This window comes from Nocardia sp. NPDC101769 (assembly GCF_044766925.1).
Classification (GTDB): Bacteria; Actinomycetota; Actinomycetes; order Mycobacteriales; family Mycobacteriaceae; genus Nocardia.
Genome location: NZ_JBIWMX010000025.1, coordinates 85,353 through 101,832, shown reverse-complemented (window position 1 = coordinate 101,832; position 16,480 = coordinate 85,353). Strand labels below are relative to the sequence as shown.

The following is a 16,480-nucleotide window of genomic DNA, read 5'->3' as shown; positions in this document are numbered from 1 at the left end:
GGCCGGACGGTCTGCGAGGAGCGTGATGAAAGCAGGTTCCGTATCCAGGGTGACCATCACCGAGGCCGCCGCACACGTGCTGCAGGACCTCATCGTCCACCACGGTCCGGTGATGTTCCACCAGTCGGGCGGCTGCTGCGACGGCAGCTCCCCGATGTGTTACCCCCTGGGCGAGTTCCGGGTGGGCGCGGCCGATGTGCTGCTCGGGCGCGTCTTCCCGGACACGGCGTTCTGGATCAGCGCCGACCAGTACGAGTACTGGCGCCACACCCATCTGACCGTCGACGTGGTCCCCGGCCGTGGCGGTGGTTTCTCCCTCGAGGCCCCCGAGGGAGTCCGATTCGTCATCCGGTCACGCCTGTTCACCGATGCCGAGACAGCGGCGTTGGAAGCGGCTCCCGCTCCGCTGCGCGGCAACGAGCTGGCCGGATGAAGGAAGGTGGCGCGGCCGGTTTCTCCGGGTCGGCCGCGCCATCGTAAACCTCCGGAGCCATCGGACCGCTCCGGACCCGAAAGTCCCTACCGCGGAACGCGACCGGTGCCCAGCCACGCGGTGGTGGACAGCGGCGTGCCCGGCACGTAGTGCTCGCGCAGATAGCCGATCATGACCTTCTCCTGGGCTGCCCAGGTGGCCTTGTCGGTGCGCCGCCGGGTGGCCTGCAGCGGTGCGCTGCCCCGGGTCAGCCGGTCCCACATCTGCTCGGCGCTGTCGTAACTGAACGATTCGGAGTGCGGCCGCAGCACCACCTCGGTGAAACCGGCCGCGAGCAGCTCCTTCTCGAACACGTTCGGGTTCTCGAGGCTCTCCGGATTCGGCTGGGGCGCGGGGAATCCCGGAATCCCGGCCTGGAACGCCTCGAACAGCAACGTCATCAGCGGCGAGTCCGTGATCGGGGCCCAGCTCGACACCACCGCGATGCCGCCCGGCCGCAGCACCCGGTGCAGCTCGGCGAACCCGCTGGCCCGGTCCGGGAAGAACATGAGTCCGAACATTGAGAACGCGGCGTCGAAAGTGTTACTGGCGTAGCGCAATTCCTGCCCGTCGCCGACGCCGGTGAGCACATTGCCGACCCTGGCCTGCATGATGGCGCGCCGCAGCCGCCGGATCATGGCCTCGGAGAAGTCGACCGCGACCACCTCCGCGACTCGCGGCGCGGCCAGCAGCGCCAGCACACCGGGCCCGGTGGCCACATCGATGATCCGGGACCGGTCGCTCAGCTCGGCCGATTCCAATGCGCGAATCGCGAACGGCCGCATCATGTCCGATACGACGTCGTCATAACTCTCAGCGACCTGGTCCCACGCGCCCGGCGCGGCAAGCGGATTCTCCGGCATTCGACCACCCTTCCGACGGGTACAGTGTACGCACACCGGACGGGCGGTCCAGCGGGGAGATCAGCGACCCGGCAGGAACCGGATGCCGCGGGCGATGGCCATGAGGAACGGCTGCCACTTGGTCTGCGGGATGAAGGGCGGGGCGTCCAGGTTCAGGAACCGCGTGACCACGATGGACTGGGGTTCGGTGAACTTCAGCAGGCCGTCGGGACCGTGGCGGCGGCCGACGCCGGAGATGCCCATGCCGCCCATCGGCGCGCCGGTGGTGCCCCACGCGGGCGCGTAGCCCTCGTCGACATTGACCGTGCCCGCGTGCAATTGCTCCGCGATGCGCTCGCCCTCGGCCTTGCTGCCCGCCCACACGCTGGCGTTCAGTCCGTACTCGGTGTCATTGGCGCGGGCGATGGCCTCCTGCACCGAGTCGACCGGGTAGATCGACACCAGTGGGCCGAAGGTCTCGTTGCGGCCGCATTCCATCGCGTCGGTGACCTCAGACAGGACGGTCGGTTCGAAGAACAGCGGGCCCAGGTCCGGGCGGGCATTGCCGCCGGCGAGCACCTTCGCGCCCTTGGACACCGCGTCGGCCACATGCTTGGTGACCGTCTCCAGCTGGGCCTCGGAGATGAGACTGCCGATATCCTGCGAGAAGTCGTACGCGGCACCGAGTTTCGCGGCCCGCACCGCCGCGACGAACTTCGCGGTGAACTGGTCGGCGACCGCGCGCTCGACATAGAGCCGCTCGATGGAAATGCACAACTGGCCCGCATTGGAGAAGCAGGCGCGGACCGCGGCCTTGGCCGCCTTGTTCAGATCGGCGTCGCGGGTGACGATCATCGGGTTCTTGCCGCCGAGCTCGGCCGAGAAACCGATGAGGCGGCGCCCGCACTGCTCGGCCAGGGTGCGGCCGGTGGCTGAGGAACCGGTGAACATCAGATAGTCGCAGTTCTCGACGATGGCCGTGCCGACCACTGTGCCCGGGCCGGGAACCACCGCGAACAGATCGCGGGGCAGCCCAGCGCGCGCGAACAGCTCGGCATTGACCAGCGAGGAGTACGGGGTCTGGCTGTCGGGCTTGACCACCACGGCATTCCCGGCCAGCAGCGCCGGAATCGAGTCGCCCACCGAGAGCAGCATCGGGTAGTTCCACGGCGCGATCACCCCGACCACGCCCTTGGGCACCGCGCGCACCGAGGCCCGGTTCAGCAGCGGGAACGCGCCCGCCGCACTGTGCGGGGCGAGCAGCCGCGGGGCCACCCGGGAGAAGTAGCGGGCCGCGAACATCAGGCCGATGACCTCCTCCTGGGCCGCCCACCGGGCCTTGCCGGTCTCGGCCTGGATGATGTCCATCAGGTACGCGCGGTTCTCGACCACGAGCGCCCGGTACCGATCCAGCACCTCGGCCCGCTGCTTGGGTGTCCGCGCGGCCCATTCGGCCTGCGCGATACGCGCTTTGGCGATGGCAGCCGCGACATCGGCGGCGGTCCCGACCGGCACCGAGCCCAGGGTCTCGCCGGTGAACACCTCGGTGATCGCTCGGGTCGCATGGTCCTGGGTGGTATCCACGGCCGCGAACGAGCGCAACCGCTCGAACACCGTGGCAGCCGGCACCGGCATCATCGCCTCCTACTTGCGGGTAACTTCCAGGTACACACAATCTACTCCGCTCCGCACGCGCCGGGCCGGGACCGCGGGATTCCGCCCGCTCGGATCGGGTTCCGGGCGGATTTTCGGCTCGGCTGAAATGTCGTGATTGCCCTAATTTCGGCTTCTACCTGCGAAATCTGTAACTGATCGTGAACGCAGAACGAAGAAACAGCCGGCAGTACCCGGGCACGGATCTACCGCCGGTGAGGCAGCACCGGCGACAATGCCCGATCCCGCGCACGCACGAGGGGTGCGTGCGCGGGATCATGAAAAGCGCTGCGGGAATAGGTTGTTCGTTGACCAGTACCCGGAATCGACAGTGCTACGGCGGAGATCGGCGCATCGGCCGCAGATGCGGTGATCGTGAAGGGGACGCCATCCGGGTTCGGGGTGTGCGCGCCACCGTCGGGTGCCTCGTCGTCGTGCCGGAAGCTTCCCGCACCCAGCACTTGACCGGTCGCGTCGTAGCGGGCCGCGTGCGCCTCCAGTGCCAGCACATCACTGATGTCGGAGGTGATGGCGAAAGTGCCGCGTACCGCAGCGCCTTTCCCGTGCTGCACGTCGTCTCCTCCGTCCGCGCGTCCCGGATCACCGGGCGCGGCCCGCTGTCCCGGGCGCAAACGAAGCTAGTGCTGAAAGTTTGCCCACTCTGGTCTCGAGGGAAGCTCACAGCCGACTCGAAGGCAAATGAATTCTAAAGAAATTGCAGAGAGCTCGGCAAACCCCGGGCTTACGGGACTCGTCTCGTCAGTGTCAAATCCCGTCCCGCACAAAAGGACTCGACTCGCGGAGCGTATCACGACGCACTTACGTTGCAGCGATGCGCTTTCCGACGCTCGGGGTCCGGACCCGGATCCTGGCCATCGCGCTGGTCCCGAGCGTGGCGTTGGCGGCCATCGGCCTCGGCGTGGCCGGCACCCTGATCGACCGCTCACACCAGGCCCGCACCTGGGCCGACGAGATGCAGGCCGGCATCGCGCCCACCCGCGAGCTGATCGAGGCCGTGCAGGCCGAACGGCAGCTGACCCTGTGGCGGGTAGCCGGGATGGATTCCGATGTGCGCCGGCTGACGACGGCGCGCCAGCGGCTCGACAGTGCCGTGCGACTGATCGCCCCGGCCCAGTCGGCGCTGTCGCGGATCGGACCCGCGTCCATGGGCCAGGCCACCGGCGCCCTCGGCGAAATGAGCAAGCAGCTGGCCGGAATTCGCGCCGGCGTCGATGCGGGCACCCTCGGACTGGCCGACGCCTACGCCTTCTACAACCACATTCCCGAGGCCGTCATGGCGGGCGTGCAGGTCGCGCAGAAGACCGCGCCCGATGCCGCCACCGCCGTCGAGCTCACCCAGGCCGCGGACGTACTGCACTGCCTGGAGGCCATGAGCCGCGCGAACGCGCTGGGCGCGGCCCTCGTCGACGGCAACGACCTCTCCCCCGAGCTGGGCGCCGAATACCTCAGCCTGGTCGGCTATTACCGCACCCGGGTCGACGGCATCGTCAGCGCGCCCGACGAGAAACAGGCCGCCGCGGCGCGGGCGCTGGTCTCGACCGCCGCCTGGCAGCAGCTGGGCCTGGTGGAGCCGGTCCTGGCCCAGCACACTTTGGTGCCGGCCGACGGCTCGGCCAAACGCTCGGCGCTGCAATCGCTTCCGATCTCGGTCGCGGAATGGCAGCACAGCGCCGGGGAGGTCACGCACGGTCTGGCGAACCTCTGGCAGGCGGAAAACGCCGAGGCCCAGCACCTGGCCGGGGCCGCCGCGGTCGACACCACCAGGAAATCGCTGGCGGCCGGGGCGGGCATGGTCGTGGTCGGGATGGGCGCGATCCTGGTCGCGCTGGCGTTGGCCAATCGCATCATCCGCCGACTCCGGCGTTTGCGTGACCGCACCTTCGCCCTGGCCGACGAGCAGCTGCCCGAGACGATGAGTCGGCTGGCCGCCGGTGAACACCTCGATATCGAGACCGAGACCCCCGTGCTGGACTTCGGCCGCGATGAAATCGGCCAGGTCGCCGAGGCTTTCGGCCACGCCCACGGGACGGCCGTCGCCGCCGCGGTCACCGAGGCGCGCACCCGGGAGGGCGTGAAGTCGGTCTTCCTCAATATCGCGCACCGCAGCCAGGTGGTGGTGCACCGGCAGCTGGAGATCCTCGACGAGGCCGAATCCCAGCAGGAGGATCCGGAGCTGCTGGACATCTACTTCCGGCTCGACCACCTGGCCACCCGCGAACGTCGCAATGCCGAGAACCTGATCATTCTCGCGGGTGGACGGCCCGGCCGCCAGTGGCGCAATCCGGTGCCAATGCTGGAACTGGTGCGGTCTGCGGTCGGCGAGACCGCCGACTACACCCGGGTCCGAACCGGCCGCCTGCCAGCGGCTTTCATTGCCGGTCGGTCCGTCGCCGACCTCATCCACCTACTGGCCGAGCTGATCGACAACGCCGCATCCTTCTCCCCGCCGCAGTCCCGCGTCGAGATCTCCGGCGCCTCGGTGGCCCGCGGGGTCGCGGTCGAGATCAGCGATCAGGGCATGGGCATTCCCGAGTCCGACCTGGCACGGCTCAACGAGCTGCTCGCCGGTCCACCGGATTTCGCCGTCACCAGCCTGTCCTCGGATTCCCGCCTGGGCCTGTTCGTGGTGTCGCGGCTGGCCGTCCGGCACGGCATCTCGGTGCGCCTGTCCGATTCCGATTACGGCGGCACGCGCGCCATCGTCCTCATCCCGTCGGGGCTGATCGAGGGCGAGCTCGGTGCGGCGGAACCGCGGACGGAGAACAGGCCGCCGCAGCGTCGAGTCGAACTCGAGCGGGCCTCGACCGCGTCGCCGGAATTTCGCGAGGCCGCAGCATCATTCGATGCGTGGCATCCGGGCGGGTACGAGCCGGACTTCCCCGCATCTGATCCGCAGGTCACCGCCGATCTCCGGCCCGAGCTGCCGCGTCGGCGCCGCCAGGAGCATCTCGCGCCCGAGCTGGCCGAGAACCCTGCCGTCGAGCACTCTCCCGCCGTGGCCCCGGCGCCCGGCGAACGCAGCGCCGAGCAGGCGCGAGAGCTGTTCTCGGCAATCGAGAACGGCACCCGGCAGGGGCGGCAGGCCGATCCTGGCGCGCCGCCCGCCACTCGACAGGAAGGTGATGGTGAAAACCTCCCCCGCTGGTGATCTCGACTGGCTACTCGACGATCTCGTCGGCAAACTCGCGGGCGTGCGGCACGCGGTGGTGCATTCCGCCGACGGGCTGCTGCTCGGCCGGTCGGCCCGGATGAGCCGGGAGGACGCCGAGCACTTCTGCGCCATGTCCTCGACCCTGTTCGGGCTGTCCCGCAGTGCCGGGCACCGATTCGACGCGGGTGGGGTGCGGCAGGCCGTGATCGAACTCGACCGAGCGGTCCTGTTCGTCACCGCGGCGGGCGCCAATGCCTGCCTGGCACTGCAGGCCGGGGCCGACGCGAACCTGGGCATGGTCGCCTACGAGATGAACCTGACCGTTCAGCGGGTCGGATCCTTCCTTTCTGCTGCACCGCGCCAACGTGCATGAGGGTCGCGAATCGTGCTGTCCTGCCATCGATTCCGATTGCCAGAAGATAGCTGGATTAGGGGAGCCTTTGTAATGTACGTGCATACATGAATAAAGAAGTCAATCTCAGTCCTGCTCAACGGGATCGGTGGGGCATACGTGACTTAGGCCCCGTTACCTTTGCCCGATGTTCAGAGCGAGGCTCGGGGTCCGGACCCGCGTGCTCGCCATCGCACTTGTCCCGAGCCTGGCGCTGCTCGTGATCGGCGTGGGTGGCGCGGGGTACCTGGTGGTCGAGGGCAAGCACGCGCGGGATTGGGCGGACGCGTTGTCCGCCGCGGCACCGCCCACCGGAGAAGTAATCGCCGCGGTGGAGCAGGAGCGCCAGCTCTCCCTCGCCCAGATGGGTGGCGGCGAGGACGCCAGCCCGAAGTCGTTGGCGCAGGCACGCACCCGTCTCGACAGTGCGTTGCAGGGCATGGCGCCGGTCAGCGCCGCCATGGAGAAGAACGGCCCGAAATCCGTCACCGGCGACGTCGGCGGGCTGCTCACCCTGACGCGCCAGCTCGCCGGCTTGCGCACCCAGATCGACACCAACGCCGTGTCGATATCCGACGTCTATTACTTCTACGGCAAGCTGCTCGAGTTCGTCTGGATCGGCACCCGCATCGTCGCCGACACCGCGCCCAGTTCCGAAGTGGCCCTGGAGGTCGCCAACGGCCTGCAGGTCGTGCAGGCCGCCGAGATGCTCTCCCGCGAGGCCGCGGTCGGCGAGGTCCTGCTCGCCGGCGGCTCCCTGCCACCCGAGCTGGCCATCGAATTCTCCCGCGTGGCAGGCACCTACCGGGTGAACCTCGGCGTGCTGGCCGGCGGCGACGGTACCAACGGTGACGTCGACATGCAGGCCCTCATGAACGATCCGGACTGGACGAAGATCGTCATGATGGAGAACGTGCTGCTGTCGCGGGCACTCGATCCCATGACCGTGCCGCCCGTGAAACCCGGTGGTACCACCCAGGTCGCACCCCTGACCTTCACCGCGCAGGAGTGGCGCGATACCGTTGCCCGGCTCAACACCCAGATCCTGCACCTGTGGGACAAGATGAGCCGCCACAACGAGAAGCTGGCCGCCGAGGTGGCCGACAGCAATTCCCGCAACTCCGCGCTCGCCGGCGGCGGCATACTGGCGGTGTCCGGGCTCGCCTTCCTGGTGTCGCTGGTGCTCGCGAACCGCATCATCCGCCGCCTCAAGGGCCTGCGCAACGAGACGCTGGTGCTGGCCGACGAGCGGCTGCCCGAGATCATGGCCAAGCTGCGCACGGGCCAGCCGGTCGACGTCGCCGCCGAGGCCGCGGCGCTGGACTTCGGCCACGACGAGATCGGCCAGGTGGCAAAGGCGTTCACCCACGCCCACTCCGCCGCCGTGGCGGCCGCCGTCACCGAGGCCCGCACCCGTGAGGGCGTCAAGGCGATGTTCCTCAATATCGCCCACCGCAGCCAGGTCATCGTGCACCGCCAGCTGGAGATCCTCGACGCCGCGGAGTCGTCGCAGGAGGATCCGGCGCTACTCGACATCTACTTCCGCCTCGACCACCTGGCCACCCGCGAACGCCGCAATGCCGAGAACCTCATCATTCTCGCGGGTGGCCAGCCCGGCCGGCAGTGGCGTAATCCCGTGCAGCTGCTCGAGATCGTGCGCTCGAGTGTCGGTGAGACCCTCGACTACACCCGCGTCAAGATCGCGCGGCTGCCCGACGTATCCATCGCGGGCAGCGCGGTCGCCGACCTCGTGCACCTGCTCGCCGAACTCGTCGACAACGCCGCCCACTTCTCGCCGCCGCAGTCGCAGGTCGAGGTGCGCGGCAACGTGGTCGGCAAGGGCGTCGCCATCGAGGTGATCGACCAGGGCATGGGCATGCCCGAGGAGGAGCTGGCGCGGATCAACGAGATCCTGCGCGACGCACCCGATTTCGGTGTCGCCATGCTGCCCGACGACTTCCGCCTCGGCCGCTTCGTGGTCGCCCAGCTGGCGGCCCGCAACGGGATCTCGGTGCGGCTCACCGAATCCGACTACGGCGGTGTGCGGGCCATCGTGCTGGTACCCAACAGCCTGGTCGTGCAGCCCTCGGGCCGTACCGGTGAGATCCCGGTCGTGCCGCGGCAGCTGGATGCCGCCGAGCCGTCCGCGGCCTCGCTGGCGGTGGCCGCGCTGCCGCAGCTCCCCGCGGCGCCGGCGGTTCCCCCGTCGACGATCTCGAGCTACGAGCTGCCCATCGTCGGTTACGAGGCCTACACGCCCCCACTCGCGCCGGAACCGCCCGCCACGCCCAGCGCGCCGGTGGCTCCGGTCGCGCCCCAGCCGGAGCCGTTCGGGCCGTCCACCGGCTCGCTCGTGCCGCCGGTCATGTCCTTCGGAGCCGCAACGCCGTTCGACCCGCCGACCAACCCGCGGCCGAACCCGAATCCGCCGGTCGAACCGGTTCCGCCGGTAGAAAACGGTTTCCGGTCTCGCGAATTCGGGCGATCCCATTACACTGGCTCCGACGCCCGGCCCGCGCTCCCGCGTAGGCGCCGGCAGGCAAGTCTCGCACCGGAATTGGCGCAGGAGCAGTCGGCCCCCGAGTCGACGGTCCAGGCCACCCGCACGGCCGAGCAGGCCCGAGACCTTTTCTCCGCCATCGAAAACGGAACCAGGCAGGGCCGCAGAGCCGACCCCGGTTCGTTCGGGCCTGAGTCCCAGGCCTTCTTTGAAGGCACACAGTCGGAACGACAGGAAGGCGACGGTGACCACCTCAAACGCTGGTGATCTCAACTGGCTACTCGATGATCTGGTCGACCGGCTCGCAGGCGTCCGTCACGCGGTGGTGCACTCCACCGACGGGCTGCTGCTGGGCCGCTCATCCGCCATGAGCCGCGAGGACGCGGAGCACTTCGGTGCCATGTCCTCCACCCTCTACGGCCTGGCGCGCAGCGCCGGAGGCAGATTCGACGGCGGCGGCGTCCGCCAGGCGGTCATCGAACTCGAGCGCGCGGTGCTGTTCGTGACCGCCGCCGGCAGCCATGCCTGCCTCGCGCTGCAGGCCACCGAACAGGCCAACCTCGGCATGGTCGCCTACGAGATGAACCTGACCGTGCAGCGCGTAGGCAACTACCTGTCCACCACCCCGCGCCACAACCTGGCCGGACAAGGCAATCCCCGACTGTCATGAGGCCGGGGCCGGGGGAACAGTGGTTCGATGACGCGGCCGGTCCGCTCGTGCGTCCCTACGCACGGACCGGTGGCCGAACCATGGGTGCGGGGCACGATCTGGACATGCTCACGGTGGTGGTGGTACCCAACGCCGCCCCACCGCTGCGTCGTGCCGAACCGGAGTACGCGGAAATCGTCCGGTTGTGTCGGCTGCCGCTGTCGGTGGCCGAGGTGTCGGCCGCCCTGCGGCTGCCGCTGGCGGTGACCAAAATCCTGGTGGGGGACCTGATTTCAGACAACATCCTCAACTTCCGGGCCCCGGCCTCCCCCGAGGCCGCGCCCGGTGACCTCAACATTCTGCGAGCGGTACTCGATGGCATTCGAAAACTCTGATACCGCCCAGCCCATGGCCGCCTCGGTGAAGATCCTCATCGCGGGCGGCTTCGGCGTGGGCAAGACAACAATGGTGGGGGCGATCAGTGAGATCACTCCGCTCCGCACCGAGGAACTCATTACCGAATTGTCCGCCGGCGTCGACGATCTGCGCGGCGTCGAGGGCAAGACCACCACCACGGTGGCGCTGGACTTCGGTCGTATCACCATCGACCAGAACCTGGTGCTCTACCTGTTCGGCACGCCGGGCCAGGACCGCTTCTGGTTCCTGTGGGACGAACTGGCTCGTGGTGCGCTGGGCGCGGTCGTGCTGGCCGACACCCGCCGCCTGGAGGGGTCGTTCGCGGCGATCGACTTCTTCGAACGCCGCGGCGTCGCTTTCACGGTGGCCGTCAACTGTTTCGAGGGCGCGCCCCTGTACACCCCGTCCGAGGTTCGCGACGCCCTCGACCTGGACGAGCGAATCCCGGTGCTGCTGTGTGACGCCCGCGACCGCGGCTCGTGCAAGAACGTGCTGATGACTCTGGTCGAATACCTCATCGATCGGGCTGCCACCGCCGGCGTGCGCTGACAGCTGTCTCGAACGCGAGGCGAGCCCGCCCGGAGAAATCCGGACGGGCTCGCCTCGTCTTCGCTTGTGCAGCAGGTCAGCTGGGCACGATGTCGGCGAAGTCGCCGATCCAGCGGTGCGGGCCGCGCGGGCTGTTCGGCTCGCCCGGGCGGGTGACGCCGATGGCCTGCCAGCCCGCTGCCACAGCGGCGTCCACCTCGTCGGGGTGGTCGGACAGGAACAGGATCTGGTCGGCGGGGACGCCGATGGCGCTCGCGATCTTCTCGTAGGAGGAGGCTTCGCGCTTCGGGCCCGCGGTGGACAGGTCGAAGTGGCCGCTGATCAGCGGGGACAGATCGCCGCCCCGGGCGAACGCCAACCAATCCTTCTGGTTGCGAACCGAACCCGAGGAGTAGATGTAGAGCTCCAGACCGGCGTCGCGCCAGGCGCGCAGCACCGGCGGCACGTCGGGGAAGAACTCACCGTGCAGGGACCCGTTGCGGAAGCCCTCGGCGCAGATGATGCCCTGGGCGGCCTTGAGCGGCTCCGACTTCACGTCGGTGTTGAGCCACTCGATGAGGATCCGGGCCACCTCGGCAGCGTCGGCGTCGGGGCGGTTCGCCTGGGCGCGGGTGGCCTCGAGGATGGGATCCGCTGCGCCGCCGGTGTTCTCGGCCAGCCAGGCCGGGAGCCGGTCGCGGGTGTAGCCGTAGAGGTCCTCCCGCACCGAACTGGTCGGGCTGGTGGTTCCCTCGATATCGAGCACGACCGCCTTGATCATGCCGGGGCCAGCAGCTCGTCGAGGGTCGGGAAGCCGGACGAGATCTTGTCGCCGGTGAAATCGCCGATCCAGCCGTCCTCCTCCTCGAAGAAGCGCACGGCCACGAACTCCGGCCGGGTGCCCATGTCGAACCAGTGCAGGGTGCCCGCCGGCACCGAGACCAGATCGCCCGCAGTGCACACGGTGGCCAGCACCTCCTCGCCCAGGTGCAGATAGAAGCAGCCCGCGCCGGCCGCGAAGAAGCGGACCTCGTCCTCGGCGTGGCGGTGCTCGTCCAGGAACTTGGTGCGCGCGGCGACCGCCTTGGCGGGCCACTCCGGATCGCTGTCGTCAGGGTGGATACGCGCCACGTCGATGAACTTGTAACGGCCGTCGACATTCAATTCGTCGATGCGGCCCTGGTATTCGGCCAGCAGCTGTTCGGTGGTGGTGGCGGGACTGAAACCCTCGAGCAGCGGCCAGCGCTCGAAGGTGATGCCGCGCTTGCCCAGCTCGGCGGCGATCACCGCGTCATCGTCGGTGCGCAGGACGACATCACCGGCGTCCTTGTCGGACATGATCTGCAACAGAGTCATAGGAGGTTCCTTTCTCGGAACGCTGTATTCAGTTCAATCATGGTCCCCCACCGGGATCTCGCGGTGTCCGGTCAAGGTGGTCAGCTCGCACATGGCCTCGAGGCACTCCGCGCGATCGCGCGCCTGCGCCAGGCTCGAACCCCAGGCGGTGATGCCGTGCCCGGCGATGAACAGCACCGGCGGGGCCTCCGGATGCTCGATCAGGTACTTCTCGATATCCGCGCCGATCCGCGGGACATCGGTGTGGTTCGGGAACACCGGGATGTCGATGACATCCGGTCGGGCCGAACCGAGGCCCTTGATCAGCTCATAGCCCGCGAAACGCGCTGTGGTGACGCCCGATCCGGCGGTCGTGATCGAGACGGCCGTGGCGTGCGGCGGGTGCACGTGCACCACCGCGTCGGCGCCGCGGGTGCGGTAGACGGCGGTGTGGATGGTGGTCTCCGCCGAGGGCTTGCGGCCGGAAGCATCGACGGGCTGGGAGTCGACCACGGCGACGCTCACCATGTCGGAGGCGGTGAGCTCGCCCTTCGACAACCCGCTGGCGGTGACTAGGGCCGTATCGCCCTGGCGCACCGAGATATTGCCGGCCGTGCCGGGCATCCAGCCGCTGGCGTAGAGGCCGCGCGCGATCTCCGCGATCTCCGCGCCCGCCGCCGGCTTCGGGGTGGTGGCCGCCGAAGCGGAAGTCCGTGCGGCCGCCGGATGCTCGAGCACCCCGAACTCGGTGACCACTGCGGTCACCAGCTCGGCAGGGGTGACATCGAAGGCCGGGTTGAACGTTTTCGTGCCCTCGGGAGCCGTTGCGACGCCGCCGAATCCGGTGACCTCGGCCGCGGTGCGCTGCTCCACCACGATGTCCGAGCCCTTCGCGGTGGAGATGTCCCGCGTCGATTCGGGCGCGACCACGATGAACGGAATGCCGTGGTGCTGCGCCGCGATGGCCAGCATGTAGGTGCCGATCTTGTTGGCGACGGACCCGTCCGCGGTGATCCGGTCCGCACCCACGACCACGGCGTCCACCTGCTCGGTGGCCATGGCCCACGCGGCGGCGGAGTCGATGGTGAGCCGGTGCGGGATACCGGCTTCGGCCATCTCCCACGCGGTCAGGCGCGCGCCCTGCAGCAGCGGGCGGGTCTCGTCCACGATCACCTCGGCGAGCGCGCCCCGCTGATGCAGGACCCGCAGCGCGCCGATGGCGGTGCCCCACGCGGTGGTGGCCAGGCGGCCGGTATTGCAGTGAGTGAGCAGCCGCAGCGGGCGGTCCGCGCACAGCCGCTGGATCAGGTCGGCGGCCGCGGTGGCGGCGGCCAGGTTCACCCGCCCGTCCTCGGCCAGCATGTCGAGGGCTTCGTCGAGCATGGCCTGGAGTCCCTCGGGGAGCTTGGCCAGCGTGCGCTGCACACCCCAGGCCAGATTCACCGCGGTCGGCCGAGCGTCCGCGATACGCGCGGCCTCGGCCTCGACGCGCCCGGTGTCGACCACGCCATCGGTGGTGGCGGCACGGGCCGCGATCACCACACCGAACGCGCCGCACACGCCGATCGCAGGCGCGCCGCGCACGGCCAGGGTCTTGATCGCATCGATGACCTCGTCGACCGTCGTGATCCGAAGCTCCCGCATCTCGTGCGGCAGCGCCCGCTGGTCGATGGTGACCAGCGCACCGTCGGCCCACGCGATCGAACTCTGATCCATCTAGTTCTGTCCTCTTGACTGGAGAATTGCGTCGACGCCCACGGCTGTGGGCACACTCCACCGTATCGAACTCGGATCCGCTCCTGACCGGTAGGTTTCGGATCAGCGCAATCCGAATAGCCGGTTTTCGTGCGGGATGTGCCGGGAGCGGCTATTGCATCTCTCGGCGATGTCAGCTCGCGTCCGCGGGTCATACCGCTCTACCATCGCGGTATGGCGAGACCGCGTCGTACCCGCAAGATCACCGTCACGATGCCGGAGGAGATCGCCGCCACCCTCGACGATTGGCGCAGCGCCGGCCGCATTGCCTCGATTTCCGCGTTCGTCGCCGAATCCGTGAAGGCCCGGGTCGATCGGGCCGAATCCCTGGCCCGCCTGGAGAACGCGCTCGGCGGCCGCCCGCCGCTGGATCTGATCAATCGTGCCCGTGCTGTCCAGGGGTTGCCGCCCTTATCGGACAAGGAGGATCCCGGCGACCGCGCCGGTGCGGCATGACCCCCGCCGCGACGCTGGGCGGCGTCGTGTTCGACACCGCAGCGCTGACCGCCTGGGCGCATCGTGTGGCGTACGTGCAATCGGTGGTGTGGGCGACCGCGGACGCGGGCCACACCATCATCGTCCCGGCCACCGCTCTCGCCGCGGCCCGCGCGCTGATTCCGCCCGGTCGCCTGGACATCCTCTCGGTGCTGCTGGACCTGCCGAACACCGTCATCCAGCCGCTCGACCGCCCGGCCAGTGATCATCTGGGCGACACGCTCGCCGATCGCCCCGACGCCGACGCACTCATTCCGGCGGGCCATGCGACGCTCGAAGCAGTGAGCCGGGATTGGCCGTGTCTGACCGACCGTCCCGATACGCTGCGCAAGCTGGACCCGCGTGTCCAGACGGACAAGCTGCCCTGAGCTTTCGAATCAAGCTCGGCCCGGGGAATATCGATCAGGCGCGTCCCAGCGCGAGGGTGACATTGTGGCCGCCGAAGCCGAAGGAGTTGCTCAGCGCGTACCGGAGCTCCTGGTGGCGCGGTTTGTCGGCCACCACATCCAGCTCGGTATCGGGGTCCGGGGTCTCGAAATTCAGTGTGGGCGGCACGATCTGCTCGTTCAGGGTGCACAGGGTGAGCATGGCCTCCAGGGCGCCGACCGCGCCGATGGAGTGGCCGAGGGCCGACTTGGGCGCGTATACCGAGGCATGCGGCGCAACCGTCATGACGGCCTTCGCCTCGGAGGCGTCGCCGATCTGGGTGCCGGTGGCATGTGCATTGATGTGGTCGATGTCCGGGCCGGTCAGACCGGCCGTGGCGAGGGCCTTGCGCATGGCGCGGGCGGCGCCGTCACCGTCGGGCGCGGTGCCGGTGATGTGGTAGCCGTCGGAGGTGATGCCCGCGCCGAGGACCCGGCCGAGCATCCGCGCACCCCGCGCCCGCGCATGCGCTTCCGACTCCAGCACCAGCAGCGCACCCGCCTCGCCGAACACGAACCCGTCCCGGTCCTTGTCGAAAGGCCGTGAGGCGCGCTCGGGTTCGTCATTGCGGGTGCTCATGGCCCGCATCATGGCGAAACTGGCGATCGGCACCGCGTCGATGCGCCCCTCGACGCCGCCCGCCACCACCACGTCGGCCTCACCGGTGGTGATCAGCCGCCAGCCGTGTGCAATGGCCTCCGCGCCCGAGGCGCAGGCCGAAACCGGTGCGTACACACCGCCTTTCGCCCCGATCTCCAATCCGACGGTGGCCGCCGAACCGTTGGGCATGACCATGGGCACCGTCATGGGCGGGACCTTCCGGTAGCCCCCGGTCTTCATCATGTCCACGGCGTTGACCAGCGCCTCGCCGCCGCCGAGCCCAGTGCCCACGGCGACCGCCAGCCGTTCCGCCTCGACCCCGGGCGTCCCTGCCTCCCGCCAGACCTGCCGGCTCAGCACCAGTGCCAGCTGCTGCACGAACGACATCCGCCGCTGCTCGATCCGGGTCAACTGCTGCCCCGGCTGCGCGACCAGTCGCCCGCCGATCCGCACCGGTAGGTCGTTGTCGGTGACGAAATCGTCTGTGAGCGTGCCGATCCCGCTGTCCCCCGCCAGCAGTCGCGACCAGGTGGTGTCGAGATCGGCCCCCAGGCAGGTGGTTGCCGCCATTGCCGTCACCACGACGCCCCGGCGAGTTTCTGTACCAGTCGTTACACTCATGCCTGCATGCATACCTGTACCACCCGCTACAGTCAATCCGTGCCCCGCCCACTCGACCACGCCCGCCGCGCTCAGCTCCTCGAAGGCGTCATCGCCTACATCGCCGAGTACGGCCTGGCCGAACTCTCCCTGCGCCCGCTGGCGGAATACCTGGGCACCAGCTCCCGCATGCTGATCCACTACTTCGGGACGAAAGAGGCAATGCTGGTCGCCGCCTTGGAAACCCAGCGCCCCGACATCGCCGCCCTTTTCTCGGGCATCGACTCCGCGGAGGTCCTCCGCGAGCGACTCTCGGCGTCCTTCGCGATCAATACCGCGGGCCAGTTCGCGACCAGCCTCCCGGTGCTGCTTCAGGTTCTGGGAGCCGCCACAGTCCCCGACAGTCCGTTCAAGGCCTACGCGACCGACGCCATCCTGGTGCTCGTCACCGCAATGACCCGGTCCCTCAGCCGAGTCGACCCCACCATCCCCGACCCCGAGGCCTCCGCCACCCTGCTCATCTCGGGCATGCGCGGCCTGATCCAGGACTGGTGGGTCACCGGCGACACCGCCCGGGTCCACCGCGCCGTGAATCTCCTCGTAGCCCAAGCCATCCCCACGCCCTCGTGAACGGAGAACATGCCG

The 16,480-nt window shown here is 69.0% G+C and carries 17 protein-coding genes; 10 read left to right on the top strand and 7 right to left on the bottom strand.

Annotated features, from left to right (window positions below):
• Positions 1 to 25: 25 nt before the first annotated feature.
• Positions 26 to 433 (top strand): DUF779 domain-containing protein, encoded by a 408-nt coding sequence (locus ACIRRA_RS31925; RefSeq protein ID WP_357005940.1) that lies wholly within the window; start codon positions 26 to 28, stop codon positions 431 to 433.
• Positions 434 to 519: 86 nt separating this feature from the next.
• On the opposite strand, the gene ACIRRA_RS31920 is transcribed toward ACIRRA_RS31925, so the two are convergent.
• The 3 genes from ACIRRA_RS31920 to ACIRRA_RS31910 form a co-directional block, all read right to left on the bottom strand.
• Complete coding sequence (locus ACIRRA_RS31920; RefSeq protein WP_402775882.1) at positions 520 to 1,335, bottom strand: class I SAM-dependent methyltransferase; 816 nt, start codon at positions 1,333 to 1,335, stop codon at positions 520 to 522.
• 60 nt (positions 1,336 to 1,395) lie between these two features.
• Positions 1,396 to 2,949: a succinic semialdehyde dehydrogenase gene (locus tag ACIRRA_RS31915; RefSeq protein WP_402775879.1), complete on the bottom strand. Its 1,554-nt coding sequence runs from the start codon at positions 2,947 to 2,949 to the stop codon at positions 1,396 to 1,398.
• 224 nt (positions 2,950 to 3,173) lie between these two features.
• Entirely contained in the window at positions 3,174 to 3,539 is a 366-nt protein-coding gene (locus ACIRRA_RS31910; protein ID WP_402775876.1) for a hypothetical protein, read from the bottom strand.
• A 260-nt stretch (positions 3,540 to 3,799) separates the two neighbouring features.
• On the opposite strand from ACIRRA_RS31910, the gene ACIRRA_RS31905 reads away from it, so the two are divergent.
• The 6 genes from ACIRRA_RS31905 to ACIRRA_RS31880 all read left to right on the top strand — a co-directional run bounded on the left by ACIRRA_RS31905 (position 3,800) and on the right by ACIRRA_RS31880 (position 10,645).
• Positions 3,800 to 6,136: a nitrate- and nitrite sensing domain-containing protein gene (locus ACIRRA_RS31905; protein ID WP_402775874.1), complete on the top strand. Its 2,337-nt coding sequence runs from the start codon at positions 3,800 to 3,802 to the stop codon at positions 6,134 to 6,136.
• Positions 6,111 to 6,512 (top strand): roadblock/LC7 domain-containing protein, encoded by a 402-nt coding sequence (locus tag ACIRRA_RS31900; RefSeq protein WP_402775871.1) that lies wholly within the window; start codon positions 6,111 to 6,113, stop codon positions 6,510 to 6,512. Before ACIRRA_RS31905 ends, ACIRRA_RS31900 begins: the two co-directional genes overlap by 26 nt.
• Before the next feature lie 166 nt (positions 6,513 to 6,678).
• Complete coding sequence (locus ACIRRA_RS31895; protein ID WP_402775868.1) at positions 6,679 to 9,297, top strand: nitrate- and nitrite sensing domain-containing protein; 2,619 nt, start codon at positions 6,679 to 6,681, stop codon at positions 9,295 to 9,297.
• On the top strand, positions 9,275 to 9,700 hold the full coding sequence (locus ACIRRA_RS31890; protein WP_040857697.1) for a roadblock/LC7 domain-containing protein: 426 nt from the start codon (positions 9,275 to 9,277) through the stop codon (positions 9,698 to 9,700). Before ACIRRA_RS31895 ends, ACIRRA_RS31890 begins: the two co-directional genes overlap by 23 nt.
• The gene (locus ACIRRA_RS31885) at positions 9,697 to 10,074 is read left to right on the top strand and encodes a DUF742 domain-containing protein (RefSeq protein WP_357005953.1); all 378 of its coding nucleotides are present in this window, start codon (positions 9,697 to 9,699) and stop codon (positions 10,072 to 10,074) included. Before ACIRRA_RS31890 ends, ACIRRA_RS31885 begins: the two co-directional genes overlap by 4 nt.
• The gene (locus tag ACIRRA_RS31880; protein ID WP_040857695.1) at positions 10,055 to 10,645 is read left to right on the top strand and encodes an ATP/GTP-binding protein; all 591 of its coding nucleotides are present in this window, start codon (positions 10,055 to 10,057) and stop codon (positions 10,643 to 10,645) included. Before ACIRRA_RS31885 ends, ACIRRA_RS31880 begins: the two co-directional genes overlap by 20 nt.
• A gap of 76 nt (positions 10,646 to 10,721) precedes the next feature.
• On the opposite strand, the gene mtnC is transcribed toward ACIRRA_RS31880, so the two are convergent.
• Genes mtnC through mtnA form a run of 3 tightly spaced genes read right to left on the bottom strand, consistent with a single transcriptional unit; the run spans position 10,722 to position 13,675 of the window.
• Positions 10,722 to 11,405, bottom strand: a complete 684-nt coding sequence (mtnC, locus tag ACIRRA_RS31875; protein WP_402775862.1) for an acireductone synthase — start codon at positions 11,403 to 11,405, stop codon at positions 10,722 to 10,724.
• Entirely contained in the window at positions 11,402 to 11,980 is a 579-nt protein-coding gene (locus tag ACIRRA_RS31870) for a 1,2-dihydroxy-3-keto-5-methylthiopentene dioxygenase (protein ID WP_402775860.1), read from the bottom strand. Before ACIRRA_RS31870 ends, mtnC begins: the two co-directional genes overlap by 4 nt.
• Positions 11,981 to 12,013: 33 nt before the next feature.
• Positions 12,014 to 13,675 (bottom strand): S-methyl-5-thioribose-1-phosphate isomerase, encoded by a 1,662-nt coding sequence (gene mtnA / locus ACIRRA_RS31865; protein ID WP_402775857.1) that lies wholly within the window; start codon positions 13,673 to 13,675, stop codon positions 12,014 to 12,016.
• 213 nt (positions 13,676 to 13,888) lie between these two features.
• On the opposite strand from mtnA, the gene ACIRRA_RS31860 reads away from it, so the two are divergent.
• On the top strand, positions 13,889 to 14,170 hold the full coding sequence (locus tag ACIRRA_RS31860; RefSeq protein WP_402775854.1) for a hypothetical protein: 282 nt from the start codon (positions 13,889 to 13,891) through the stop codon (positions 14,168 to 14,170).
• Entirely contained in the window at positions 14,167 to 14,577 is a 411-nt protein-coding gene (locus ACIRRA_RS31855; RefSeq protein WP_402775851.1) for a hypothetical protein, read from the top strand. Before ACIRRA_RS31860 ends, ACIRRA_RS31855 begins: the two co-directional genes overlap by 4 nt.
• A gap of 34 nt (positions 14,578 to 14,611) precedes the next feature.
• Here ACIRRA_RS31855 and ACIRRA_RS31850 read toward each other — a convergent pair whose 3' ends face one another.
• Positions 14,612 to 15,856, bottom strand: coding sequence for a KasA/KasB family beta-ketoacyl-ACP synthase (locus ACIRRA_RS31850; RefSeq protein WP_402775848.1), 1,245 nt, complete (start codon positions 15,854 to 15,856; stop codon positions 14,612 to 14,614).
• 39 nt (positions 15,857 to 15,895) lie between these two features.
• On the opposite strand from ACIRRA_RS31850, the gene ACIRRA_RS31845 reads away from it, so the two are divergent.
• Complete coding sequence (locus ACIRRA_RS31845) at positions 15,896 to 16,465, top strand: TetR/AcrR family transcriptional regulator (RefSeq protein WP_402775845.1); 570 nt, start codon at positions 15,896 to 15,898, stop codon at positions 16,463 to 16,465.
• Positions 16,466 to 16,480: the final 15 nt, after the last annotated feature.